At 40.4% G+C, this 24,559-nt stretch carries 19 protein-coding genes; 11 read left to right on the forward strand and 8 right to left on the reverse strand.

The features are described 5' to 3' along the window. Positions 1-22: 22 nt before the first annotated feature. The 3 genes from NA23_RS02360 to NA23_RS02370 all read right to left on the reverse strand — a co-directional run bounded on the left by NA23_RS02360 (position 23) and on the right by NA23_RS02370 (position 2,206). Positions 23-700 carry a 16S rRNA (uracil(1498)-N(3))-methyltransferase gene (locus NA23_RS02360; RefSeq protein ID WP_033191250.1) on the reverse strand — a complete coding sequence of 226 codons (678 nt, stop codon included), beginning with the start codon at positions 698-700 and terminating at the stop codon, positions 23-25. Between the two features lie 97 nt (positions 701-797). Further along, entirely contained in the window at positions 798-1,907 is a 1,110-nt protein-coding gene (locus NA23_RS02365) for an ABC transporter ATP-binding protein (RefSeq protein WP_033191249.1), read from the reverse strand. A 23-nt stretch (positions 1,908-1,930) separates the two neighbouring features. Next, the gene (locus NA23_RS02370) at positions 1,931-2,206 is read right to left on the reverse strand and encodes a type II toxin-antitoxin system Phd/YefM family antitoxin (protein WP_033191248.1); all 276 of its coding nucleotides are present in this window, start codon (positions 2,204-2,206) and stop codon (positions 1,931-1,933) included. A gap of 182 nt (positions 2,207-2,388) precedes the next feature. Here NA23_RS02370 and NA23_RS02375 point away from each other — a divergent pair, with 182 nt between their 5' ends. From NA23_RS02375 to NA23_RS02385, 3 genes are read left to right on the forward strand one after another with little or no spacing between them, the layout of a single operon-like run. Then, positions 2,389-3,837, forward strand: coding sequence for a radical SAM/SPASM domain-containing protein (locus tag NA23_RS02375; RefSeq protein WP_033191247.1), 1,449 nt, complete (start codon positions 2,389-2,391; stop codon positions 3,835-3,837). A gap of 38 nt (positions 3,838-3,875) precedes the next feature. After that, positions 3,876-4,442 carry a TetR/AcrR family transcriptional regulator gene (locus NA23_RS02380; RefSeq protein WP_033191246.1) on the forward strand — a complete coding sequence of 189 codons (567 nt, stop codon included), beginning with the start codon at positions 3,876-3,878 and terminating at the stop codon, positions 4,440-4,442. A 23-nt stretch (positions 4,443-4,465) separates the two neighbouring features. After that, entirely contained in the window at positions 4,466-5,668 is a 1,203-nt protein-coding gene (locus NA23_RS02385) for an MFS transporter (RefSeq protein ID WP_033191245.1), read from the forward strand. A gap of 97 nt (positions 5,669-5,765) precedes the next feature. Here the strand turns inward: NA23_RS02385 and NA23_RS02390 are convergent, their stop codons facing one another. The 5 genes from NA23_RS02390 to NA23_RS02410 all read right to left on the reverse strand — a co-directional run bounded on the left by NA23_RS02390 (position 5,766) and on the right by NA23_RS02410 (position 11,896). Then, a complete protein-coding gene (locus NA23_RS02390; protein ID WP_033191244.1) occupies positions 5,766-6,128 on the reverse strand; it encodes a S1 RNA-binding domain-containing protein in 363 nt (120 codons plus the stop codon). A gap of 38 nt (positions 6,129-6,166) precedes the next feature. After that, the gene (gene rpmE / locus NA23_RS02395; RefSeq protein WP_033191243.1) at positions 6,167-6,379 is read right to left on the reverse strand and encodes a 50S ribosomal protein L31; all 213 of its coding nucleotides are present in this window, start codon (positions 6,377-6,379) and stop codon (positions 6,167-6,169) included. A gap of 79 nt (positions 6,380-6,458) precedes the next feature. Beyond that, on the reverse strand, positions 6,459-8,276 hold the full coding sequence (locus tag NA23_RS02400) for a heme NO-binding domain-containing protein (RefSeq protein WP_033191242.1): 1,818 nt from the start codon (positions 8,274-8,276) through the stop codon (positions 6,459-6,461). Between the two features lie 417 nt (positions 8,277-8,693). Next, a complete protein-coding gene (locus tag NA23_RS02405) occupies positions 8,694-9,824 on the reverse strand; it encodes a hypothetical protein (protein ID WP_052107085.1) in 1,131 nt (376 codons plus the stop codon). 497 nt (positions 9,825-10,321) lie between these two features. Then, entirely contained in the window at positions 10,322-11,896 is a 1,575-nt protein-coding gene (locus tag NA23_RS02410; RefSeq protein ID WP_033191241.1) for a GGDEF domain-containing protein, read from the reverse strand. A gap of 232 nt (positions 11,897-12,128) precedes the next feature. Here NA23_RS02410 and NA23_RS02415 point away from each other — a divergent pair, with 232 nt between their 5' ends. From NA23_RS02415 to polA, 8 genes are all read left to right on the forward strand, one after another. Continuing rightward, positions 12,129-12,794, forward strand: coding sequence for a class II glutamine amidotransferase (locus NA23_RS02415; protein ID WP_062946211.1), 666 nt, complete (start codon positions 12,129-12,131; stop codon positions 12,792-12,794). After that, complete coding sequence (gene lysA, locus NA23_RS02420) at positions 12,795-13,991, forward strand: diaminopimelate decarboxylase (protein WP_275060690.1); 1,197 nt, start codon at positions 12,795-12,797, stop codon at positions 13,989-13,991. A gap of 102 nt (positions 13,992-14,093) precedes the next feature. Continuing rightward, positions 14,094-16,439 carry a CehA/McbA family metallohydrolase gene (locus NA23_RS02425; RefSeq protein ID WP_236938475.1) on the forward strand — a complete coding sequence of 782 codons (2,346 nt, stop codon included), beginning with the start codon at positions 14,094-14,096 and terminating at the stop codon, positions 16,437-16,439. Between the two features lie 155 nt (positions 16,440-16,594). Continuing rightward, complete coding sequence (locus NA23_RS02430) at positions 16,595-19,081, forward strand: ATP-dependent Clp protease ATP-binding subunit (RefSeq protein ID WP_033191239.1); 2,487 nt, start codon at positions 16,595-16,597, stop codon at positions 19,079-19,081. A 60-nt stretch (positions 19,082-19,141) separates the two neighbouring features. Next, complete coding sequence (radA, locus tag NA23_RS02435) at positions 19,142-20,536, forward strand: DNA repair protein RadA (RefSeq protein WP_033191238.1); 1,395 nt, start codon at positions 19,142-19,144, stop codon at positions 20,534-20,536. Positions 20,537-20,590: 54 nt separating this feature from the next. Then, a complete protein-coding gene (locus NA23_RS02440; RefSeq protein ID WP_084384019.1) occupies positions 20,591-21,466 on the forward strand; it encodes a DegV family protein in 876 nt (291 codons plus the stop codon). A gap of 37 nt (positions 21,467-21,503) precedes the next feature. Next, positions 21,504-21,887, forward strand: a complete 384-nt coding sequence (locus NA23_RS02445; protein ID WP_033191237.1) for a carboxymuconolactone decarboxylase family protein — start codon at positions 21,504-21,506, stop codon at positions 21,885-21,887. Further along, positions 21,865-24,558 carry a DNA polymerase I gene (gene polA, locus NA23_RS02450; protein WP_033191236.1) on the forward strand — a complete coding sequence of 898 codons (2,694 nt, stop codon included), beginning with the start codon at positions 21,865-21,867 and terminating at the stop codon, positions 24,556-24,558. The genes NA23_RS02445 and polA overlap by 23 nt, the downstream gene beginning before the upstream one ends. Position 24,559 lies beyond the last annotated feature (1 nt).

Here is a 24,559-nt window from a genome sequence, read left to right on the forward strand (position 1 = left end):
AATCTAAGATTAGTGCACTTATCTATATCTTTCCAAGTTTCATACTGAACACACCTGTGGCAAGAATTATTGCTGTTTCAAATCTTAGAATCTTTTTCCCGAGGCATATGCTTTTAAAGTGCTTTTTCAGTAAAGCAAGTTCCTTGCGACTAAATCCGCCTTCCGGACCTGCGATGAGACCAACGTTTTTTGAAATCCTCTTTGGAATTTTCCGCCCCTTAAAATCAAGTATGTATGTGCTTTCTGGAGCTAGAGAAAATATGTCCAAGAACTCTATAGGCTTAATCGAGGGAAAATTGTATCGAACACACTGTTTCGCAGCTTCCCTTACAACAAGTTCCAATTTTTCTTGTTTGTCCTCGTAGTGTCTTGATGCTCGTTCGTTGTTGAATACATAAATCTCATCAACTCCTAACTCGACAGCTTTTTCAATTGTCCACCTTAACCTTTCCCAGCGACCAGATGGGGCAAAGAGGACGAGCCTACCTTCGGTGTTTTCAACGAATTCATAACTTATCACACTTCCAAGAGCGGATAACTTATCTATCTTCTTAAGAACAACTTTGTATTTCCCACCGTTCCCATCGGTGGCTTCAATGATTTCACCTTCTTTAAGTCTCATCACTTTCATATGGGTGACTTCGTGCTCATCGAAATACACAGAATCATCTTTTGGAATACAGAAATATAAATTCGGCAAAGTGAATCCCCCCATCAAAAACTATGCATATTTTCTAAAATGTGCCGCCCGAAATACGGGCGGCCACTACAATCAGTTTCATTTCTAGCAAATGTTATTACCAGTGCAGTACTTCTTTTTCTGTCTCTTTGTCAAATATGTGCATAGTAGTCATATCGAAGACCAAATCGATTTTCTGATCTTCCTTTGCCTGCGTCTTTGCGTTAACCCTTGCAACCAATCTGTCTTCTCCTGCTATTACGTGTAAAAGTGTTTCACTTCCAAGCGGTTCAACGACATCAACTATAACCTCAGCTGTGTTTTCTGGTTTCGGAGCAATTGCAAACATCTTATCATAAATGTTCTCAGGTCTGATACCAAAGATTATGTCTTTGTCGATGTACTTCGACAACTTGTCTTCGTATTCTGTTGGAACCTTTAGTTTTAGACCACTTGTTTTGACCCAAAGTCCGCCCTCACCGCGGATGATTTTACCAGGGATGAAGTTCATCGATGGGCTTCCGATGAACCCCGCGACAAATATATTCGCAGGTCTATTATAAACTTCGTAAGGATTTCCTATTTGTTGAATGACCCCGTCTTTCATAATGACTATCTTATCTGCCATAGTCATTGCTTCAACCTGGTCGTGTGTAACGTAAACAATAGTTGCTTCAAGTCTCATGTGCAGCTTCTTTAGCTCTGCCCTCATCTGAACACGTAATTTTGCATCGAGGTTTGAAAGAGGTTCGTCAAATAGGAAGACCTTTGGATTTCTGACGATAGCCCTACCTACTGCAACCCTTTGCCTTTGACCACCGGAAAGTTGTCTCGGTTTTCTATCAAGCAGGTGTTCGATTTCCAGAATTCTGGCAGCCTCTCTTACGCGTCTTTCAATTTCATCCTTTGGAACCTTTCTGAGTTTTAAACCGAAAGCCATGTTTTCATATACCGTCATGTGTGGATAAAGAGCGTAGTTTTGGAAAACAAAGGCGATATCTCTGTCCTTTGGTTCTACATCGTTGACAACTCTTCCATCGATTTTAATAGTTCCCTTCGTGATTTCCTCCAGACCGGCTATCATTCTGAGGGTTGTTGTCTTTCCACAACCTGATGGTCCCAACAATACTACAAATTCCTTATCTTCTACTGTAAAAGTTGCGTCTTTAACCGCTTCCACCTTACCTTCGTAGATCTTCCACACGTGTTCAAGGTTGACCTGTGCCATACGTGTTATACCTCCTCTTCTTTTTAGTGACTCTCACTGTTTTCATTTTCCTCAATCTCAAAAATTTCTTCCAGTCTTAGTTCTTTAAATAAGGATGGATCACCGAGGTCAAGCAAGTACAAGTCCCATACTTTATCGATAAAGTCCAAAATCTTAGCATACTTTTCGTAAGACATCACTACGACTGCAGGCTTGCCATTTTTTGTGACTATTATGTCCTTAGAAAACGCATCGTCAACCACTTTTGAGAACTTTGCCTTGGCTTCAGCTAAAGAATAAAAATCCTGCTTTACTCTCATACGTTGACCTCCTTGACTATAATTATAGTCAAAATTTTTCCATGATGTGCTACGAGTTATCAAAAGTTACTATATTGTAACGTGATAGAAACACATTTCTTGAATGATAAGGTGTAAAATTTGACTGAACGGTCAATAAAATTTATGGAATATACTTTATAAGGCAAAAGGAGGGGAAAAGTATGTCGGTTGGTGGGTTAAAGGGTATGGTTTATCATCAAGCTGGAAAGTTGGTTGCGGGGGTAGTTAGAAAAGCGGACACTCAAACATTTGCGAAGTTGTTGTTCACCGTTTCGGCTCTGAGCAAGGAACCAGCAAAGAGTGGTCTCAAAAAACTTGGGTTGATGGCTCAAGAAGAGCATCCTATGATTAAGAAGTGGATTGAAATTTTCCAAAAATCTTCGCCTAAAGCAGTTGAAAAAATCATCAACAACCTTATCATCAACGAGTTTGCTATTGGAGAACCTCTTAGACAAAAGTTGATGCACGAGCATAAGGTTGTTTTACCGAAACTCGGAGTTATAAGTCCAACGTACGCTTGTAATTTAAATTGTGTTGGTTGCTATGCAGGTCTCTACGGTAGAAAATACGAGCTTACAAAAGACGAGGTAAGGAGCGTTTTAAAGCAAGGTGAAGAACTTGGAATCTATTTCTGGGTTATCACCGGTGGCGAGCCTTTCTACTGGCCACATTTGATGGAAATACTGGAAGAATTCAATGAGCACTACTTCATGATTTATTCTAACGGCATCCTTATAACAGAAGAAAAGGCTAAGAAACTTGCAGAACTCGGAAACGCAACAATATCGATATCAGTAGAGGGATTTGAGAGTGAAACAGATTGGAGAAGAGGTCACGGAGTCTTTAAAGCAATACTCAATACTTGGGACAGGTTGAGAAGATACGGTGTTCCGTTTGGAGCAAGTGTAACTGCTACAAGAATGAATCACGATATCATTATGAAAGACGAGTTCTGGGACTTCCTCGAAAAGAACGGTGTTGAGTATGTTTGGATTTACCAGTTCATGCCTGTTGGTCAAGACCCGGTAATGGACCTCGTCCCAACACCGAAGCAGAGATACGAAAGGTTCTTCAAGACAGAACAGATGAGGCTCAGTGGAAGATTTGCGTTTGTAGCAGACTTCTGGAACCATGGTTTCTTGACGCACGGATGTCTTTCTGCTGGTGCAAAGTATTTCCATGTGAACGCTAAAGGGTACGTCGAACCATGTGTGTTCCAACAGTTTGCAGTGGATAGCATCAGAGAAAAGACACTACTGGAGATATTCAAATCACCGTTCTTTGAAGCTTACAAGAGGGCAATTCCATTTTCAAATAACTTGTTCAGACCGTGTCCAATTATCGATAATCCAAAAGTGTTCAGAGCCATGGTCAAGAATTTCAACGCAATTCCACAGCACGAAGGTTCTGAAAAAACTATCACAGAGCTTGCTCCAGAACTCGACAAACTGGCGGAAGAATGGAAACAGTACGCAGACAAGTTGTGGTACGAATACGGTTACGTTGAAAGGTACCCTGTTAATAGAGGTATTTACAACTACGAGACAAGAATGAAGAGGTACGCTAACAAGGAAGAAGCACTCAAAGTAGATAAGAAGATGGCTCTTTAATAAGCTAGCAAACTATTGCGAATTCGGGGGCGCTCAAGTTGAGTAACCGCGCATCAGAAACAAAGCAGAGAATTTTAGAAGCTGCGAGGAAGTTGTTTGCCGAAAAAGGATATGACGGTGTTAGCATGGAGGACATTGCGCAGGCCTCAGGCGTGCGCAAGTCTCTTATATATTATTATTTTCCGAGCAAAGAAGTATTATTTGAAGAAGTCTGGATCGGTGTCATTGATGAGCTTGAGAAAGAACTTTTCTCCGAAGTCGAAAGCGAGAAAAGTATATCCGGGGCTATTAAAAAGCTGATAAGAAAATACATCGAATTTACTTTGAATAAGTCTGAGTTAAGTAGATTGATTGCTCGTGAACGTATGAACGTTTTGGAGAACGGTGAAAGTTTATCAAGAGCAAAAGGCAAATACATTAGTTTGTTGAGCAGACTCGAAAAGATTTTTGAAAAAGGGAAGCAGGAGAACGTTTTGAACGATATAGAGCCTTCAACAGCAACTGAAATTATATCAACCGTTGATTCGATTCCGAGAAAGAGCCTTATTAAAAGCGTAGAAGAGTTTTTGGTCAGAACGATTCTCAAAGAAAGAGCTGAACATTAGGATCACTGGGTGGTGATTTTAGAATGAACAGTAGTGTCTCGCAGAAAAAGAAGGCTTTCTATTTTGTTCTCTTAATGGGCTTGGTAAGTTTGTTTAGCGATATCACATACGAAGGTGCACGAAGCTTAGTAGGTCCTTACCTTGGTCTGCTCGGTGCATCTGCTGTTGTAGTAAGTGCCATCGCTGGATTTGGCGAGCTTTTGGGTTACACTCTGAGGTTTGTGACCGGAAGGCTGGTTGACAAAACCCGTAAGTATTGGTTCTTTGCGACTTTTGGTTACGCAATGAACCTTTTCGTAATTCCCACATTAGCGTTAACAAAACACTGGTATGCAGCAGCTGTCTTGATTATTTTAGAACGCGTCGGAAAGGCATTCAGAAAACCAGCAAAGGATACAATAACATCTTTCGCTGGAAGTCACCTTGGCTACGGAACCACCTTTGCCATTGAGGAGTTTTTGGACCAAATTGGTGCGACGATAGGGCCTCTTATTATGAGTATAACTGTGGCTCAGAATATAAAGCTTGAAACTGCGGATGCATATCGTAAAGCGTTTGGGTTTCTTTTGTTTCCAGCTCTTATAACCATGGGCATCATTTTCATAGCAAGGACACTGGTGCCTGAGCCAGAAAAAATGGAAAAATCACAAGACAAAGTCCGTTCCGCCAAATTCGATAAGAGTTTTTACCTGTACTTAATCTCCATTTCGCTCATAGCGTTTGGTTTTGCCGATTTTGCATTGATAGGGTTCCACGCTCAGAAGAACAACATACTTTCTCCAGCTCTAATTCCATTAGCGTACATGACAGCTATGATTGTAGATGCATTTGCCGGTTTGATATTCGGTCGACTTTTCGATAGGTTCGGAATAGTGATCATGTCAGTTGCCTCTTTTATCACGTCATTTTATGCGATCTTTTCCTTCGGAATGACGAAAGAAGCGATTTTTTTAGGTGCCGTGCTATGGGGTATCGGTATGGGAGCAAACGAATCTATAATGAAGGCAACGGTAGCCAAGCTAGTGAGTTCAGAAGTCAGGGGCACTGCGTATGGATTTTTCAACGCGATTTTTGGAATCGCTTGGTTTATAGGTAGCGCCGTACTCGGATTTTTGTATGCTCTCAACAGATATTATTTGATGTACGTCGCATCGCTTACTCAGATCCTAGCGGCTGTCTTGCTGTTGTACCTGTCAGTTATGGCAAAAAGGAAATCCTCTACATAGCAAAGGCTGTTGTAGAACAAGCCTAACAAAAAACAAAGGGGTGCGTCTGCACCCCTTTTTTATCAACTTCGATTATGTACTTTTTTGGCTGGTTTTCTTATCTTCTTTTTGTTACGCCTTGCTTTTTGTCAAGTCTCTTTTTGTACTCAGAATACGTTTTCTGGCTATCTTTTAAAAACTTTTGGAGTTTCTTTTCGAACTCTTCCTTCTTCAATTCGGCATCACTCATCTTCGTTGTTTCTTCTTTGAGTGACAGTTCCCACTTGCCGTCCTTACCTTTTCCAACAATTTTTGCTTCAACTTCCTGTCCTACTTTTAGAAAATCCTCTACCTTCTGAACATACTGGTTTGAAATCTTTGAAATGTGAATAAACCCCTTTTCTCCATTCTCTAGTTCAACGTTTGCTCCGAATTTGAGTACTTCTGTTACTTTGCCTTTTACCACTTGACCAACTTCCATAAAATGTAACCCTCCTGAAAGATAAGATTGGAGAAAAATTAATACTTACCTTCGAACTTTTTCTTGAATTTCTGAACGCGTCCTTCGGTGTCTACTATCAGTCCAACACCTCCACTTCCTTTGTAAAGTGGATGGCAATTAGAGCAGACATCGACCTTAAGTTGTTCCTTGGTGGTCCAAATCTTGTGCTCTGCACCACATGCACATCTGACAGTTAGCAACCTCATCTCTGGGTGGATACCCTTTCTCAACTCACTCACCTCTCCCAAGTGATTTTGACTGTATAAATTCACGTTATATAATACCACTTTATTTTGAATTTTGCAAGTCTTATATTTTTACCTCCTTGAAATTATCTTGGATAGTGTTCAACAAGGCAATTGTTTGTTTCACATTAGCGAAAACATTGTTGATTTCATCCAAGAACTTTTGTATTGACGCGCTAATTTCTTCCGCTGTAGCTGAACTCTCCTCAGAAATTGCTAGCAGATTCTGGATGCTGGTTGTTATGCTTTCAAGTTTCTGAGCTTCTGAATTCAGTGTTTCAACCAAATCGTTCAGTTGTCGAGCTATGTGGGATATGATATTACTTGACTCTCTGCTTTGATTAGCACTCTCAGACAAGGTTTTCGATTGACTTTTAAGTTCTTCATACCCATTCAATATGCTCTGGCTGAGCCTTGCTATCCCATCCGACACAGTATTCAAAAACTGTGATATCTTAACAGCCGATGCCTTACTTTCTTCTGCAAGTTTTCTAATTTCATCAGCTACAACTGCAAATCCTCTACCTGCTTCTCCGCTTCTCGCTGCTTCTATCGCGGCGTTCAATGCCAACAAGTTCGTTTGTTCCGCGATGCTCATAACCGTGCTTGCGATCTCCATAATTGCACTGGCTTGATTTCTCAGCTGTTCACTTTCGTTCGCTATCGCCTCAAAGTCATTACTCATCACCTTCATACCGTTCGCAGAATTCTCAACACTCTTAGCTGCATTGATTATCTTTTCTACAGCCAAGTTAAGGTCCTTTATTATTTGGTTCTGGTCACTAATTGTTTTTGTAATAGTATCCACGTTGGACGAGACAGCCTCAGATATCCTTTCCGCATCGTTACTGATTTGAACAGCTGTGTCGGCAACTTGAGCGGATAATTCTTTCATTGTGTCAATTTGTTCGAGCACAGCTTCAGATGATTCCATCGTCTTTTTTGCAAACGTCATAAGCTCTTCCGCATCGCCTTGGATACCAAGTAAAAATTCTCTGAGACTTTCGATCGCTTCCGCGTTGATGTTTGATATCTCCTCAAAATCTTTTTCACCCTTAATGTAGACCGTTTTATTGAAATCTTTTTCCTTGTATATCTTGCCAATATGTTTCACACCTTCAATACTTGCCCTAAAATCCCTCAAACCGAAAGTTACACCAACAAAAGTCAGAACAGACACTGAAAACGCTGCAATGAGAGGATTATTGAAAAGACTTGTTAAAATCAACGTAGCAACAAATGTTAATACCGGAAAAACTACTGTGTATGTTGAAATAAAGCTTTTAAGCAAACCTAAACTGAGCACTTTGTAACTCTTCAGTCTGATTGTCCTTCCGTATGGTTTTGTGGAGCGCACCTTAACTTCGATAAAACTGCCAGAGTTTGATGAACCTTGGTCAAGAATCTCGACCTCTATTGGGTCGTTGAAAAACTCTGAGGCGCCTTTTAGCAAGCCCAAAAAGTAGTACCTAAAATCCCGATGAGACTGATACCTAATAATTGCCGTTCGGTCATCTATGTAATTGAAAATGATTCTCGGAGGTTTAGCACCCGAGATACGTCTTGTTAAAACCCTGTGTACTCCATCCATAGCGCTCAGAAAAGACATACAGCTGTCCTTTCTAAAATAGCTTGGGTAGAATTTTTCAAATGTCTTAATGTTATTGTACCCCGTTTCTTCCCAAAGTTGCTCGTATGTCTTTCCCACTCTTTGAGCTAACTCTTTCGAAAACTCTACTACAACGTTGTCGGAAATATCGTTGATAGGGATAAGTAACTTTGAAGTGTCAATCTTGTACTTTTCAATAAGAGAGTTTACAACGTTATCACCATACAGCTTCTTCCAGGTATTTATCCATACGTTCATGATAAAGCTTTTCATACTAATGCCCCCTTTCCAGCATTTGATTTTTTGCTAAAATATTTCTAATTCTCTTAAAGGGGAAAAACACCTTCATTATACGGGGATCACTCCGATCATTCTCCAACTTTGTCCTTATGACAAGTTGAAAGTGCTTTCCACTGTTCGAAGATTCTTTAATTTATTATACCACATTAAGTACAGTGCAAAATCAACGAAGAAATGTTCCCGAAATACCGCAGGAAATAAAATCCATAGTAGCTCAACGCTACCTTCCATTAAGATTGCCTACTACATGGTCAAAAAGTGTGCCTTGTATGATTAACTCCAAAAAATTATATCACAAAGCTATCAAAGTCTCCAAATGAAAAAGCGGTGATTCGAACATCGCTTCTAAATTTTACAAAATTTCAGGCAAAAAAATACAAAGAGAAAATATTAGAAATACATTCCAATTTGTATCAAAAGACCCGATGGTCCCGTTGCATCCAAGTATTGCGCGTAACCAAGACTACCGTACACACCTGATTTGGGGTTAAATTCGTATGTTATAAGCAGTCCACCGAAAACACCGAACAAGTATTCGTATATCTCAAACATACTAAGGTCAATTAGTGCTATAAAACTACCTCCAAGGGTAAATGAACCGTTTATTCTGTCGATTGTAATGAAGTTGATGTTACCACCGAGGTTTAAGAACACAGGTGTCAAACCATACAGGTTACCCATAAATGTTCCTAAGTGAAAGTAAACCGGTAAGGGTGCTTGTTCCCCGGCTCCCCAAGCTGAGAGACCGATTCCAAAGAAATTTGAAAACATCCCTATGTTTAAACTAACCTTATAAGGCATCATTTCGTACTCGGTTGCAATATCGTATTCGGAAGGTCGGTGACCGTACATGAACTGGGTTACCACTGTATTATCGGTTCTATCGTATCCAACAACTTTTACATAACCAACATCGCCGGTATGTGTCTCAATCTGAAATACGTAGCCTTTCTTTGCAAGTTTCGGGTCGAGCCCAGCGAGTTTTACCACGCTACCACTAACTGACTTTACGTACGCCTCGAGCCTGAAAAATCGTCTCAGTTCATACCATATATCAAGTGCAGTTGCCTTGAGCGCTTCACCAATGGCTTTTTGAGCTGACTCTAACGAAGCTCCTCGTGATTCCAGACTCTTTGAGGCAAGTAAACTACCATTCTCGATGTTGTACAGTCTTATCGTGTAACGCGCTACTGCAGAGTGTGTTAATGAAAGTATATTCCACGATGAGGATAGCTCTGTCAAAGTCAACAGCAACGCGTATTTCGAGCCTCCGAGTTTACCTATTTCCAAAGCTTCCGTCACTCCCAATTCGCTCAGATTTCTTTCTTTCATAATCTGCTGAATATCAGTTCTTGGGAACAGCTGAAATCTTCCGAGTTCCAGCGCCTGTTCTTCAAGGATCCCGAGAAGAAAGTCAACTTCATCCATATCCCATCCAGTTGCAACTTTTGCAGGTAAGATCACCAATTTTATTTTTTCTGTTACAGTTATACCGCTCTGAGAAAAGCACAACCCCGCCATTCAAACCTAACTTTGCTTGTCTCAGCTTTAAATAAAGCTCTGGAAACTCACAAGTTAATACTGCAATCGCCTGTTACCATAAAACATACGATGTTCGATCTAAGACTCTTTGATACGTAATAACCTTTTTTGCTGAAAGAATTTTCGTTTCGCTGTTCTTATCGTCCGTCGGGTGTTAAACTTGTGCTTTGTCCAATAGAGGCCCTCCGGTATCAACGTGTTTAAGTTAATATCCAGTAGAGGTAAACGAAAAATTTTTTTCGATATTTTTTAAGATTCGTACTGAAAAGTCTGGAGTGTGTAAGTCGAACCTGGAGGATGTCTAAAGTTGTTTGAGGGCATTTGCGTGGCTTGAGATTTCGTATGTATGAGTTAAATAACCTTGCTGTAGTGGTAAGAAAAGTATATGCGAAGAAAAAGTATAACTTCTGCTCCTGAAAATTTTTTATTATTATACCACAAACAGTGTAGCACAAGAATAAACTTTCAAAGATTTTCTACACCAAATTATTCTTTTGTCTTCTTGTCTCTTTCATCTTGTACATTAAAGTATCAACAATTCTCAGAGTATTTTCTGTGTTTAATATGTACTGTACAACGCCAAACGAAAATCCAGGTCTCAATTCATGAGTATTAGAAAATTCTTCAGCAATTTTATCAAAAATTTCCTTCGCTTTTTCAACAGGGCAATTTCTAAGCACGGTTAAGAATTCATCCCCTCCCATTCTTATCACGTAATCGTTTGAACGGATGTTCTTACGAATAGTTTGAACAAGTAGCTTAAGAATCTCATCGCCAACTTTGTGACCGTAATTATCGTTTATGGATTTAAAATTATCCATGTCTATATACACAAATGAATCCTCTGAAGAGAAACTTACCTCGCTCAAGAAACCTCTGTTATAAGCACCTGTCAGTGGGTCTGTCACACTTCTTAAATGTGACATAGTGACTCTAACAATCATTTCTTTGTATTCGCTGACCAAACTATAAGCAAAGCCTGCAAAGAGTGAGACGATCCCGAATGCTGACAGAAGCTTTGCATTAGTTGAAAATAGCATAATCATTCCATCATGTGCAACAGTTAGTATAAAGAAGAAAGCGAAAGCAAAGAGTATTTGAGAAAATATGCCCAGTGTCTTCCAGAAAAGATAAATTGCATTAACAACAAGCAGAATCGCGATGTTGTTGGTAAGAATTTTCATGGAGTAATTAGTTGGTGAAAGCAAAACGAGGATTGCAGCAGTAATGTTTGCGGATATCATTATTTTATCGAGGATTTTGAGGTCTTCGAAGTACTCTTTGTTAATGCCGTATATCAGCGACGCAAATGCCAGATAAGCTGAGACAACGAATATTTTCCGAAAGATGAGTAATCCCAAAGTACTCCCAAACGTTGGAAACGGAATCATGTCGAACATCCAAATTCCACCTAGAAAACTTGAGATCGAAAGGTGCAAATAAATCGTTTGCTTTGATTTATCCATGGTTCGCGCGATGAGGTAAAGAATTATTGAGATAGTTACAGCTAATCCCAAACTTATGGGTAGCAAAACGGCAGTTAAAAGATAGAGCAATTGATATTTTCCTTTTTGCGAGTTGTCTATAACTTTTGCGGTGAAGTCAATACCGATTTCATATACACCAGCTATTTCTATTTCTAATGTATCAAAAGAATCTGGAAGCAGAAAAATGTATGGCTGATACCACGTGTGACCAGTCTTGTCATCTCTAAATCCGAAACTCCCAATTACTTTCCCGTCTGTTTTTACGGCAAAGTACGAGGCATCTATCTGAGGAATGTACAAGTACTTTGCCTTACCCTCTGAACTCTGCAGATTAATATCCGCAGTGATAGTTACTGTCGATGGAGACTTTAAAACCTTGTAAAAGGTTGCATTGAGTATACCTGACGAACCAGAAAAAACGCCGGCTTTATCTTCTAAAATCTTCCAACCAGTTATTTCAAAACCTTTTGCTGTTATCGCATATCTAAAGGCGAAAAATAAAACTAAAAAGGCCAGGAAAGCAATCGTGGCTGGTTTTAGGTAATATTTAATGTATTCCGTCATACTCCCCCCCCATCTAAATCCCAAGAACTAAAGCCACAAAAACTTTGCAAAACTGACAATGCAATTATAACATGCGCATGTTAAAAGCTCCAAATGAAAAGACATGTTTACCAGTGTGTTCTCGACCTGAATTTGAATTCTTAGTTGAATTAAACTGGTGCTTTTTGCGTGGTATAATTGAAAAAACACGACAACTGCTAAACAGAAAAAGGAGGTGCTAACTGTGTGCCGAATGGCTGCTTTTTCAACAAAAGAGGTAGTCGATATTTCTTCGCTCTTCGAAATTGTCTCTTGGATGGCAAAGAACGGTAAGAAGGCTGAGCACAGCGATGGGTATGGCGTTTTGGTGTTTGATGAGATATCTAAATTTGAGTACAAAACCACGGTTCCAATTTATGATGACTTCCGTGGTAGAGAATTAGTCAAACAGATCCACGGAAAACTAGGTTTGATACATGCGCGCAAAGCCTCACAGGGAGTTCCCGTTGGGCTTCAGCAACTCCATCCTTTCCACATAAGAGGTCGTTACTTGGCCCACAATGGGACGATTACAGGTGCGGATAGATCAAATGCCTTTCAAAGCGATACATACGGCTTTTTCAGTAATGTGGTCGATTTTGAAGATTTTGAATCGCTGGTGAATAATGTCAAGCGATACATTAGCACCCATGATTTCACAGGTGTTAATTTCTTGCTCGTAGATGAATTTGAAAAAGCCCTCTATGTAGGGTGTATTTACAAAAAAGACGTTGATTACTTTACGCTCCACTACAAAATTGACGCTCTCGGTTTTTATGTTTATTCTGAGCAAATGGAGGACTCTTTGTTGGAAATGGAAAATGGAGAGATTCTCAAAGTTGTGGAAGGTAATATAGTTGAGCAAGGGAAGGTGTTTTAAGTGGATGAATTTGTTAAGACCTTTTCAGCTGACCTTGTAGAACAGTTAGCGTCAATGTACGGTTCACCGCTTTATGTTTACTCTGAGAAAATTATCAGGCAAAGGGCACGTATCGTGAAAAAAACATTCGAAGGGATAAATCTTTTCCCAACCTTTGCGTGCAAAGCAAACAACAATCCAAATTTGATTCGAATTCTTAAAGATGAAGGATTTGGAACCGATGTTGTGACGTTGGGAGAGTATCATGCATCTAAAATGGCAGGTATTTTGGATGAAATGATTGTATGGAATGGCAATGGTAAATGTATAAACGAAATGTCGGTACTGTCGAATGTTAGGTATGTCAATGTGGATTCGATCGAGGAACTGGAAAGATGGAAAAAGATAAGCACTAGGACTGGGCAAATTCCAGAATTATTCTTAAGAATAAATCCCGATGTTGATCCAAAAACGCATCCACATATATCGACAGGTTTGAAAAAGAACAAATTCGGAATTCCCATTGATATGGTAGATACTGCTTTACAAAAAGCAAGAAATAGTAATCTGAAGATAGTTGGTTTCCATGTCCATATCGGTTCGCAAATAACCGATTTCGAGCCATTTGCTGAAGCAATAAGCCAAGTTGTAGAGCTCAGCAAAAGGTACGATTTTGGTAAGATCAACATAGGTGGTGGCTGGGGGATAAATTATAAAGATAAAGAGCTTGACCTATCCCAATACCAACGTACAGTTGTGCCTCTGCTTAGGGACTTCGAGGAAGTTGTTGTTGAAATCGGTAGATACATCGTTGGACCAGCCGGAGTGCTTATTCTGAAAGTAGAATACGTGAAAAGAACTCATGAAAAGGTATTCATAGTGGTTGATGGAGGGATGAACGTTCTTGTTCGTCCCGCAATGTATGGAGCGTTTCACGGAATACAGGTTTTGAACCCCGAAAAAGAAGACAAGATTGAAGTTGACGTTGTTGGACCGCTTTGCGAATCTGGGGATATTTTGGCAAAACACCTTATGTTAGAAATACCAAAGGAAGGTAGCTATATTCTTATTGAAAATGCGGGTGCTTATGGTTTTTCCATGGCAAGTAATTACAACTCGACTCTAAGACCTGCGGAAGTACTGATTACAGAAGATGGCGAACCAAGATTGATCAGAAAACGTGAAACCTTCGAAGATCTGTTTAGAACAATCGTGTGATTATGAATTTTGTTTGCATTGCAAAAATTCAGAAAAGTTGTGGTATAATAATCAGCTCACGGAAAATACTGGAAATAGGAGCGAACTCGGAGGTGAACGATTGTGGGGGAACTTGGAAGTATTCAGATGCTAAAAGTGTTAATTACGGTACTGCTGGTTATACTAACATCGGTTTTTGCAGCACCTAACTTTGAGTACCAAATTTTTTACGGAAATTTGCACTCACACACATCTTATTCGGACGGAAGAGGTACACCTGAGCAAGCTTATGCCCACGCCTCAAGATATGCAGATGTTTTAGCTGTAACTGACCACTGCTACTTTTTGAAGATACCTGTCAATGGTCAGTCAAAAACTTTTCTTACTCAGCAGGCGGCACGTAATGCAACCGTTCCAGGTAAATTTGTCGGATTACAAGGCTTTGAATGGACGGCAGGTTCTGGACATATAAACGTGTATGAGACACTTGAGTTTATAAGTCGAGACGAGAAGGGTGATTTGAAGGATTTTTATGAGTGGATAACAAAAGTGAAAAAACTTGCACAATTTAACCACCCAGGTGTCACCTTTGGTAATTTTCAAGATTTCTGGTTCTGGCCTGAGGCTGATAAATACGTGAATCTAATCGAGATAGGGAATGGAAATTGGAGTAGCGCTGATATTATTTCTGATGAGATGTATCAAAATTACATTCTTGCATTGAACCGAGGTTGGCACGTTTCTCCTACGGCTAACCAAGATAATCACAAGGAGAATTGGGCAAGTGCAAACGATGCAAGAACAGGTATCCTGGCAAAAGCGCTGACTTACGAAGATATTATGGATGCATTGTGGAGTAGAAGAACGTTCGCATCGGAAGATAAGAATGCGAAGCTCTATTTTTACGCTAACAGTACCATTATGGGAAGTATCTTGCCGTATTCTGGTAAAGCCCAACTGTATATTTATTATTCTGATAAGAAAGATCCAGTTGATAGGGTTTATATCGTTTCACAAAGCAAGATTTACGAACTATCAGAACTGTCTGGAAAAGACGAATTTGAGTATTCCGGAGTATTCGACATACCTGATGGCTACGAGTGGTTCTTTGTTTACATCATCCAAAAAGATGGTAACGAGATTGTTTCTGCACCTGTATGGTTTGAAACAAACAGTCCAATAAAAGTTAACTACGTGCGTGTTGGTCCAAAAAATCCAAACGTAAATCAAAACGTGCAGATAACCTTCGATATTTACAACAGCTCCGAACAGCCGGAAGAAGGTGTCCTCAAGGTTCTTGTGAACGGCAATCTTGCCTTCAATGAGAAGATTTCTTTGGAACCTTTCGGAATTAACTACGACAAAAATATCCAACTTGGAAAACTCGCTGCTGGGAATGTGCGCGTTGACTTTTTAATTAATAACGTGGTTGTTCAATCAATCACGTTCACAGTTTCAGAAAAGTCAGGATTAACAATACTTGTTGACAAACTACACGAGAATGATATCACTGATGAATTCTTGGCAATTTTAAGAGCGCTCCAAGAAAACGGGAATACAGTTCTGTTCGCAGAGACGATCTTGAAAGATTACGAAGAGGCAGACCTTGTCATTATTCCCACACCAAAACAAGACGGATTGGATTTCTTCAAAGACCTCATACCTGATGAAGTTGAGTGGCTAAACACTTTCAAAGGTAGAGTTATCCTGTTGAAAGGCAGCGACGAAGAGTATTTCAGAAAGTACACAGAAATGCTCACAAAAGCGACCTCGGCAAATTCTGTAGACGAGCTTGCTAAAATACTTGGAATATCGACAACTACCTCGAATGTGACAAAACAAATGAAAAAGGCCGTTTATATAGACCAAGGACACGCGAACGATTACTACAAAGACAAACTCACGAAACTCGAAAAGTTCCTCAAGTCTAATGGATTTGAGATAGTTTATACTGATAAGATACAAAACATCGATGGTATGTATTTAATCATTATGAATGGAAAAGGTTACACAGACGACGAAGTGAGGAATATTGTGAATTTTGTAAGAAGTGGCGGAATTTTGATTATAACTTCCAAGAGTGATTACAACAACGGTGGAAACACAGAAGATTTGAATTACATATTGGATGCAATAAATTCGCCTGTCCGATTCAACGACGATCAGGTAATTGACGAAGTTAACAACTACGGCGCTAATTATAAAGTGATAGCAAATGGTGTAAGATTTTACTCTGCATGTTCTCTGGTCTTATATGGCAACGCGCAAGTCTTGGTAGCCTCCGATACGGCTCGTTCTATTGACTCTGATGGAAGAAATGATGCTGAATTTGTTGACAAAGTTGTCCTTGCTGCTACATTTACAAGCAATTCAGGAAGAGTTTTTGTACTTGGAAAAGCTATCTTTTCCGATTATGACTATGAGTTGAACAAAGATTTCATTGAAAGCGTGCTGTTCAAGATAAAGTAATCTACAACTAAGAGAGTTCAATATTCACAAGGTTTTTGGTATTAGACTTAGTCTATGTAAACACTTTTTATTTTTGTAAAATTGCGGGGGTGTCCCCGCTTTATTTTTTTCTTTGTTTATGGTATAATATTTCTGGAAGTATGGAGGTGATTTACATGTTCGACAGATTTTCCGAAAGATCAGCAAAAGTTTTTGTTATGGCTCAAGAGGAAGCGAAAGACCTCGGTCATTCGTACGTTGGAACCGAGCATTTGTTGCTTGCAATACTGAAGCTTAATGATAAACCTCTCGCCAATATCTTGGAGAGGTATGGGCTTACATATGCACGTGTGAAAAACGAGGTCATTTCGATAGTTGGATTAGGGATGCGTGGATTTATAATGTCACCGCAGATGACACCACGCGCAAGAAAGGTTACCGAAATCGCTTTTGAAGAGGCGCGTATGATGGGAAGCGACAAGATAGATCCAGAACATCTGCTTTTGGGTATATTACGCGAAGGTGAAGGCATAGCTATTCACATTTTGAAAAAGCTCAATGTGAATATACAGGCGTTACGTAAGGAAATAACGGATAACATTTCCGATGAAGACTTTTTTGAGGAGGGTCCATCACTCCCACCATCTTATGAGGAACCTTCAACATCACCAGCTGTTCGTCAGCTCGAAGGTTTTGGTGTGGACCTGACCGCTCAAGCACAGCGTGGTGAACTTGATCCAGTCATCGGACGAGAAAATGAAATCGAAAGGCTGATGCAAATCCTTGTCAGAAGAAAGAAGAACAATCCTGTACTTATCGGTGAACCTGGTGTTGGTAAGAGTGCGATAGTTGAGGGATTGGCACAAAGAATAGTTTCTGGCGAGGTCCCGGAACCATTAAAGGGAAAGACGATATTTTCACTCGATGTGGCAGCGCTTGTAGCAGGTACAAAGTACCGTGGCGAATTCGAAAAAAGGATGAAGAAATTACTCCAAGTTGTTAAGGGGAACAAAGATATAATCTTGTTCATAGACGAGCTTCATATGATAGTTGGAGCAGGTTCTGCAGAAGGAGCAGTTGATGCTGCAAACATTCTTAAACCTGCCTTAGCTCGTGGAGAGCTCCATTGCATAGGTGCTACAACGCCAGATGAGTACAGAAAGTACATAGAAAAAGACGCGGCACTCGAGCGTAGGTTCCAAAAGATATACGTTCAAGAACCGACTCCGCAAATGGCATTGGAGATACTGAAGGGGCTCAAAGCGAAGTATGAAGGTCATCACAAGGTAAAGTATACAGACAAAGCACTTGAGGCGGCCGTATATCTATCGCAAAGGTATATCACAGACCATTTCCTGCCAGATAAGGCTATCGATGTTATCGACGAAGCAGGAGCGCGGAGTCGACTTAAGTTGTTTGTCATGCCAAGTGAACTGCAACTTCTAAAATTGCAGATAGAGGCTGTGAGAAGTGAGAAGGAAGAAGCAGTAGCAGCTCAGGATTACGAAAGGGCAGCGGAATTGAAAGAACGAGAACAACAACTTAGGGAACAATTTAACGAAGCTTACAGTAACTGGCGCAAAGAAGTCGAGTCTACGGTGGTAACTGTCGACGTTCCTCAGATAGAAGAAGTTGTCGCAGGCTGGACAGGCATTCCACTTAAGAAACTCGAAGAAACGGAACGAGAAAAGTTGCTTAATCTTGAGAACGCGTTGCATCAGAGGGTTGTTGGTCAAGAAGAAGCAATTAGTGCAATCGCACGAGCTATCAGAAGAGCCAGAAGTGGTTTAAAAGACCCAAGAAGACCCGTAGGTGTTTTCCTGTTCCTTGGACCAACGGGCGTCGGTAAGACGGAGCTTGCTAAAGCATTAGCGGAGTATCTATTTGGTGATGAAAAGGCCTTGGTAAGGTTCGACATGAGTGAATACATGGAGAAATTCTCAGTATCCAGATTAATAGGTGCACCTCCAGGATACGTTGGGTACGAAGAAGGAGGAACGCTGACAGAAAAGGTGAGACGCAGACCGTTCTCTGTGATACTATTTGACGAGATAGAAAAAGCACATCCCGATGTATTCAATATACTACTCCAGATAATGGACGATGGACGTTTGACTGATTCACAAGGTCATGTTGTTGACTTTAGGAACACCATAATAATCATGACCAGCAATATCGGAGGTAGTGAAATAGTCACTTCTAAGAAAAACCTTGGTTTCGTTGGTGAAGAGTCTCATGAGAGAGATTTCAAAGAGATGAAAGATAAGGTGCTTGAAGAAGTGAAGAAAGTCTTCAAACCGGAGTTCATAAACAGAGTTGATGAAATCATAGTATTCCACAAACTTACAAAAGAACACATAGAACAGATTATAGAAATCCTGCTCAGGGACATTAGGGCAAGGTTGAGTGAAAGACACATCACGTTGACGCTTTCACCAGAAGCGAAAGAATTCTTGGTTAGTGTCGGCTACGATGCAGTGTATGGAGCAAGACCTCTGAAGAGAGCAATTCAGAAATACATAGAAGATCCACTCTCTGAAGAACTGCTCAGAGGCGAGATAGAAGACAACGATGAAGTGTACGTTGTTCGCGATGGTGATAAACTATCTTTTGTGAAAAATAAGCAAACTCAACTTGCAACAACGGTCAAATCCGAGTCGTAGTGAAATATTTGACTCTGATTTTCCAAAATTCATCACTGAAATAGAAGGTGACTTGAAAAGATGCCAAAAGTAAAGACTATTTATGTATGTGATAAGTGCGGTTACGAGTCACCAAAATGGTTTGGAAAATGTCCAGTTTGCGGTGAATGGAACAGTGCAAAGGAATTTCAGTTGAAAGACTCTTCTTCGGAATCAAAAAGCATAAGAAATGTAGATGCGGGGATGATGGAATCTCATCCTCGCTTTTTTGATTTACAGACAGCTCTTGAAAGAACTGAAGAACAGAGAATCAAGACAAACATCCAAGCTATCGACCAACTACTGAATGGTGGGTTAGTTCCTGGGCAGGTCATATTACTGGGTGGTGAGCCTGGTGTTGGTAAGAGTACTTTAGCACTTCAAATATGCGATGCAGTTGCAAGAAGTCAAAATCAGGAAGAAAAATACGTCTACTATGTCTCAGGTGAAGAAAGTGTACATCAGGTTGCCAATCGTGCCAAAAGATTAGGGATTAAGAATCCTAGAATTCTAATTTCTTCGGAAACACAGATCGAGGATATTCTAAAAGACATGGACCCGAAAAAGGTAAGACTACTTGTGGTTGATTCGATACAAACACTTAGTAGTATGGATATAGATTCCCCGGTCGGTGGCGTTGTCCAGATAAAGGCCGTTGTTGAAAAGGTCAGGATCTTTTCAAAAAAGTACAACATCCCTTCTTTGCTTATTGCACATGTAACTAAAGAAGGTGTTATTGCAGGGCCAAAGCTTGTTGAACACGTTGTTGACACGGTGATATACTTTGAGGGTGAGCGAACAACTGATTACAGGATACTGAGAGTGCAGAAGAATAGGTACGGCCCAAGCGGTGAAATTTCTGTATTTCAAATGACCCAAGAAGGTTTAAAAAGTCTGTCTGAGGACACGCTTTTAAATTACTCAAGCACCCCCGGAAACGTGTTCACCAGTGTTTTTGAAGGGAGTAGGCCTTTAAATGTACAAATTCAGGCGCTTGTCTCAAGGGTGAAGATGGCTTCCGGAAGAAGAATATCACACGGAATTGATGTCAGAAAGGTTATAATAATTTCGGCAGTTTTAGCGAAACATCTAAATTTACCGTTGGATTTCCACGATATTTACATAAACGTATCTGGTGGGCTAAATATCACAGACCCGGGTTGTGAACTGGCAATGGCAGGAGCTATACTATCGTCTTTTTTGGATTCTTATGTAGGAAGTGTCTTGATGATAGGGGAAATAGGACTGGATGGAAGTGTTCGACCAACGGTGAATGTTGCAAAGCGTATCGAAAATGCCAAGAAACTTCAGATCGAAAGGATAATTATCCCTGCTAACCTTGAATATAACCAGAACAACTCAAAATCTGCATTGAAAATAGAACGCGTAAGAAGTGTGAAAGAGCTTTTTGAAATTGTTGTATCCAATAAGGCATAGAAAATATGTAGGAATTTAATCTGAGAATTTGATAAAAAGGAAGGGGTGCAACAAATGGCTGAGAAGTTGAAAGTTAAGATCTTGGTAGACAGTACATCGGATTTCCCGAAGGAGCTAATCAAACCTTGGGACGTTGATATTGTTCCTCTTTACGTGATCTGGCCAGACGGGACTACAGAAAAAGATGACACAAGAGATTACCAGGAGCTGAAGAAGTTCTACGATAAGCTTAGGACGGCATCAGAGCTGCCAAAAAGCTCACAACCAACAGTGGAAGATTGGAAGGCGAAATATGAAGAGGCAAAGAAGAACGGCTACGATGGTGTTTTAGTCATAACAATATCTACAGCGATGTCTGGTACGTACAATTCGGCAGTTCTGGCTTCTAAGGAAGTCAATATCCCCGTGCGTGTTGTGGATTCCAAGAGGGCTTCAACAGCCATATCGCCCATGGTCAGATATGCACGCGAACTTTTGGACCTTGGTTTGAATCTTGACGAGGTTGCAGAGCAACTCGAAAAGAAAATAAAAGCCAAAGGATTTGGCGCGTTCTTCTATGTTCAGGACTTCAACTTCCTTGTCAAAGGTGGAAGAGTTAGTAGATTCGCCGGATTTGTAGGTTCGTTACTGAAGATAAAGGTGGGAATATATATCGACGATGAGGGGAACATGATACCTTTTACAAAAGCAAGAGGCACAAAGGCCATTCACGATGAGCTGTTAAAAAAGGCCCAGGAAGAAGGATTCCCGGCAGGAAGTACCGTCGACTTGTACATGGTGAGTTGCGATAACATGGATGAACTCAAAGAAATAGAAGAACAATTGAGGAAGGTTTACAAAGTTAAGAACGTTTATTACACTCCAACAGGGAAAGTCATTTCCATGCATGTTGGACCAGGGCAGACAGGATTTGGTATAGAACGGTATTGATAGATGCAAATCAAAAAAACTACGGAGGGGTATTGGGATGTCAGAAGGTACATTCAACACACTGGAAGAGTTTAAGAAATTCAGGGAACGCATGAATAAAGAAATCCTCGACCGTGGAACGATAAACACCAAGCGATTTTGGAATCTCGATGGTGCAGTCTACCGAGAAGGTGCAATTGAACCGAAATATAAAGAACTGATGGGGCTGGTTGCTTCTATGGTTCTAAGGTGCGATGATTGTATTACGTATCACATGATTCGATGTGCTGAGTTGGGAGTAACAGACGAGGAATTCTTTGAAACATTTGACATAGCGCTCATCGTTGGAGGTTCCATAGTTATACCGCACTTGAGAAGGGCGGTCAACACATTGCTAGAAATACGGAGGCTCCAGTTAAATGGCGAAAGCGTTTCTATTTGACGGAACGGGATTGCTTTACAGGGCATTCTACGCAATAGATCAATCCCTATCAACAACAACCGGCATTCCAACCGGTGCCTTGTATGGTTTGGCACGAATGCTTTTGAAGTTCATAAAAGAGCACATAAAGGTAGGCGAAGACTACTGCGCCTTTGTTGTTGACGTGAAAGGCGGTAGCACATATAGAAAAGAACTTTATGAAAAATACAAAGCTCATCGCCCCGAAACGCCAGAACCATTACTTAAGCAAATTGGCATTGTTGGTGAATTGGTAGATGGGTTTGGGATCAAGCTTTTAAGAATTCCCGGCTACGAAGCTGATGATGTAATTGCCACGCTCTCCAAACGATTTGAAAAGGAAAAAGACACTCTTGGAATAAGCGAAATAAACGTTGTAACGAGTGATAAAGACTTGTTACAGCTTGTCAATGAAAATATATCGGTGTGGCGTATAGAAAAAGGTGTAACGGATATTAGGAAATACACCGTAAGAGATGTCTTCGAACGATACGGCGTTTATCCACACCAGATAATTGATTACCTTGCATTGGTTGGAGATGCTTCCGACAATATCCCTGGCGTGCCAGGTATTGGTGAAAAGACCGCTGTAAAACTACTGCAGGATTTTGGAAGTGTGGAAAATGCTTTGAGAAACCAGAACAGAATACCAGAAAAAGTCAGGGAAAAGCTACTGTCCTATTTGGAAGATTACGAATTAAGCAAGAAGCTCGTCGAATTGAACTGTGAAATCGATATACCTATCGATTTGAAGGAACTAAAGTATCAAGGTTTCAAACCAGCAGAACTGTTAGAGGTTTTAAAAAAGTTTGAATTTGCTAGCATAATCAAAGAATTGCAGCTCAGCTCCTCGCTTGAAAAGACAATGGAGTACAGAGTAATATCAAAAGAGAGCGAATTTAAAAGGCTTCTTGAAGAAATTGAAAGGGCGAAGAAAATAGCGATTGATTTGGAAACCAGCTCTCTTGATCCGTTCTCTGGAAAAATCGTTGGTGTTTCTATCGCTGTTGACGAAGGTCGAGCGTACTACATACCTGTAGCTCACTTAGATGGTCCTAATGCTTCCATTGATACGGTTAAGAAATTTCTGAAGGACACCGTAAGCACAACAAAATTTGGCGGGCACAATCTGAAATTCGATATCAAATTTTTGAGAAGGCTGGGTATCGAACCTGAATATCCGACTTTTGATACTATGATAGAAGCTTATTTGCTGAATCCAAACGAGAAGCGTTTCAACTTGGACGAAATGGCTTTGAAATTCCTAGGATATAAAATGATGAGTTACGAAGAAGTTATGCAGGGGGCTCTGCCACTTTTTGCAGGAGACTTTTCGTACGTTCCCGTCGAACGCGCAGCAAGGTACTCCTGTGAGGATGCGGACATGTCTCTGCGAATTCACAATAAACTTTATCCCGTAATTTATTCCAATGAAATGGTAGAACTATATGAAAAAATCGAATTGCCACTTGTTTCGGTCTTAGCTCAAATGGAACTCAACGGTGTATTCTTTGATACGCAGTACCTTTCGGCACTGTCTGTAGAGATGGAGAGAAAACTCTCTTCACTGTCGCAGCGCATATACGAAATAGCAGGTGAACCTTTCAATTTGAACTCTCCAAAACAAGTTGGGTACATACTTTTTGAAAAACTAAAGCTACCGGTAATGAAATCAACAAACACGGGAGCTTATTCTACAGACGTCGAGGTTTTAGAGAACTTAGCACCTGACTTCGAGATAGCACGGCTTCTCTTAGAGTACCGTAAGATTCAGAAGTTGAAGAGCACGTACGTGGATGCAATACCAACAATGGTTAACAAGTATACAGGGCGTGTTCACGCATCGTTTAACCAGACCGGAACTGCAACAGGTAGATTGAGTAGTTCAGATCCAAACCTACAAAATCTACCAGGCAGGACAGATGAAGGAAGAGAAATAAGGATGGCCGTTAAACCGCAGAAGGAAAATTGGTGGATACTTGGGGCAGATTATTCGCAGATTGAACTCCGCGTGCTTGCACACATGAGTGAAGATGAAGAACTTATAAAAGCTTTTAGTGACAACAGAGATATACACTTAGAGACGGCGAAAAAGATATTTGGTGTGAGTGACGAATTCGTCAATGAAAGCATGAGAAGAATTGGGAAGATGGTCAATTTTGCGATAGTTTACGGTGTTTCACCTTACGGGTTGTCAAGAAGAATAGGATTAGATGTGAAGGAAACAAGAAGAATCATAGATGCGTACTTCAACACCTACAAAGGTGTTCAAAGCTATATAGCAACGATGAAGGAATTTGCAAGGAAGAACGGGTATGTCAAAACGATGTTTGGACGAAGACGAGAGGTACCACAGATAAACGCCAAAGATCCAAACATCCGGGCTGAAGGTGAGAGAATTGCCATAAACACACCTATACAAGGAACTGCGGCGGATATAATGAAGATAGCTATGATACGGATACATGAGAGACTGAAAAAAGCAAACTTGAAGAGTATGATGATACTCCAAGTGCACGATGAGTTAGTCTTTGAAGTACCAGATGACGAGCTGGAAATGATGAAAGATATCGTTAAGACAGAGATGGAGAATGCTGTAAAACTTAGAGTTCCGTTGATGGTAGATGTTTACGTAGAAAAGTACATGCTATAAA

It is taken from the genome of Fervidobacterium islandicum, from assembly GCF_000767275.3.
GTDB classification, from domain to species: domain Bacteria; phylum Thermotogota; class Thermotogae; order Thermotogales; family Fervidobacteriaceae; genus Fervidobacterium; species Fervidobacterium islandicum.

Bases quoted from the DNA above. Each gene is read 5' to 3' on its own strand.
- NA23_RS02370 (WP_033191248.1), bottom strand. From the start codon at position 2,206: ATGAGAGTAAAGCAGGATTTTTATTCTTTAGCTGAAGCCAAGGCAAAG.
- NA23_RS02440 (WP_084384019.1), top strand. From the start codon at position 20,591: ATGGCTGAGAAGTTGAAAGTTAAGATCTTGGTAGACAGTACATCGGAT.
- NA23_RS02410 (WP_033191241.1), bottom strand. From the start codon at position 11,896: ATGACGGAATACATTAAATATTACCTAAAACCAGCCACGATTGCTTTC.
- NA23_RS02400 (WP_033191242.1), bottom strand. From the start codon at position 8,276: ATGAAAAGCTTTATCATGAACGTATGGATAAATACCTGGAAGAAGCTG.
- radA (WP_033191238.1), top strand. From the start codon at position 19,142: ATGCCAAAAGTAAAGACTATTTATGTATGTGATAAGTGCGGTTACGAG.
- NA23_RS02375 (WP_033191247.1), top strand. From the start codon at position 2,389: ATGTCGGTTGGTGGGTTAAAGGGTATGGTTTATCATCAAGCTGGAAAG.
- NA23_RS02415 (WP_062946211.1), top strand. From the start codon at position 12,129: ATGGCTGCTTTTTCAACAAAAGAGGTAGTCGATATTTCTTCGCTCTTC.
- NA23_RS02365 (WP_033191249.1), bottom strand. From the start codon at position 1,907: ATGGCACAGGTCAACCTTGAACACGTGTGGAAGATCTACGAAGGTAAG.
- NA23_RS02445 (WP_033191237.1), top strand. From the start codon at position 21,504: ATGTCAGAAGGTACATTCAACACACTGGAAGAGTTTAAGAAATTCAGG.
- NA23_RS02385 (WP_033191245.1), top strand. From the start codon at position 4,466: ATGAACAGTAGTGTCTCGCAGAAAAAGAAGGCTTTCTATTTTGTTCTC.
- polA (WP_033191236.1), top strand. From the start codon at position 21,865: ATGGCGAAAGCGTTTCTATTTGACGGAACGGGATTGCTTTACAGGGCA.
- NA23_RS02430 (WP_033191239.1), top strand. From the start codon at position 16,595: ATGTTCGACAGATTTTCCGAAAGATCAGCAAAAGTTTTTGTTATGGCT.
- NA23_RS02405 (WP_052107085.1), bottom strand. From the start codon at position 9,824: ATGGCGGGGTTGTGCTTTTCTCAGAGCGGTATAACTGTAACAGAAAAA.
- NA23_RS02390 (WP_033191244.1), bottom strand. From the start codon at position 6,128: ATGGAAGTTGGTCAAGTGGTAAAAGGCAAAGTAACAGAAGTACTCAAA.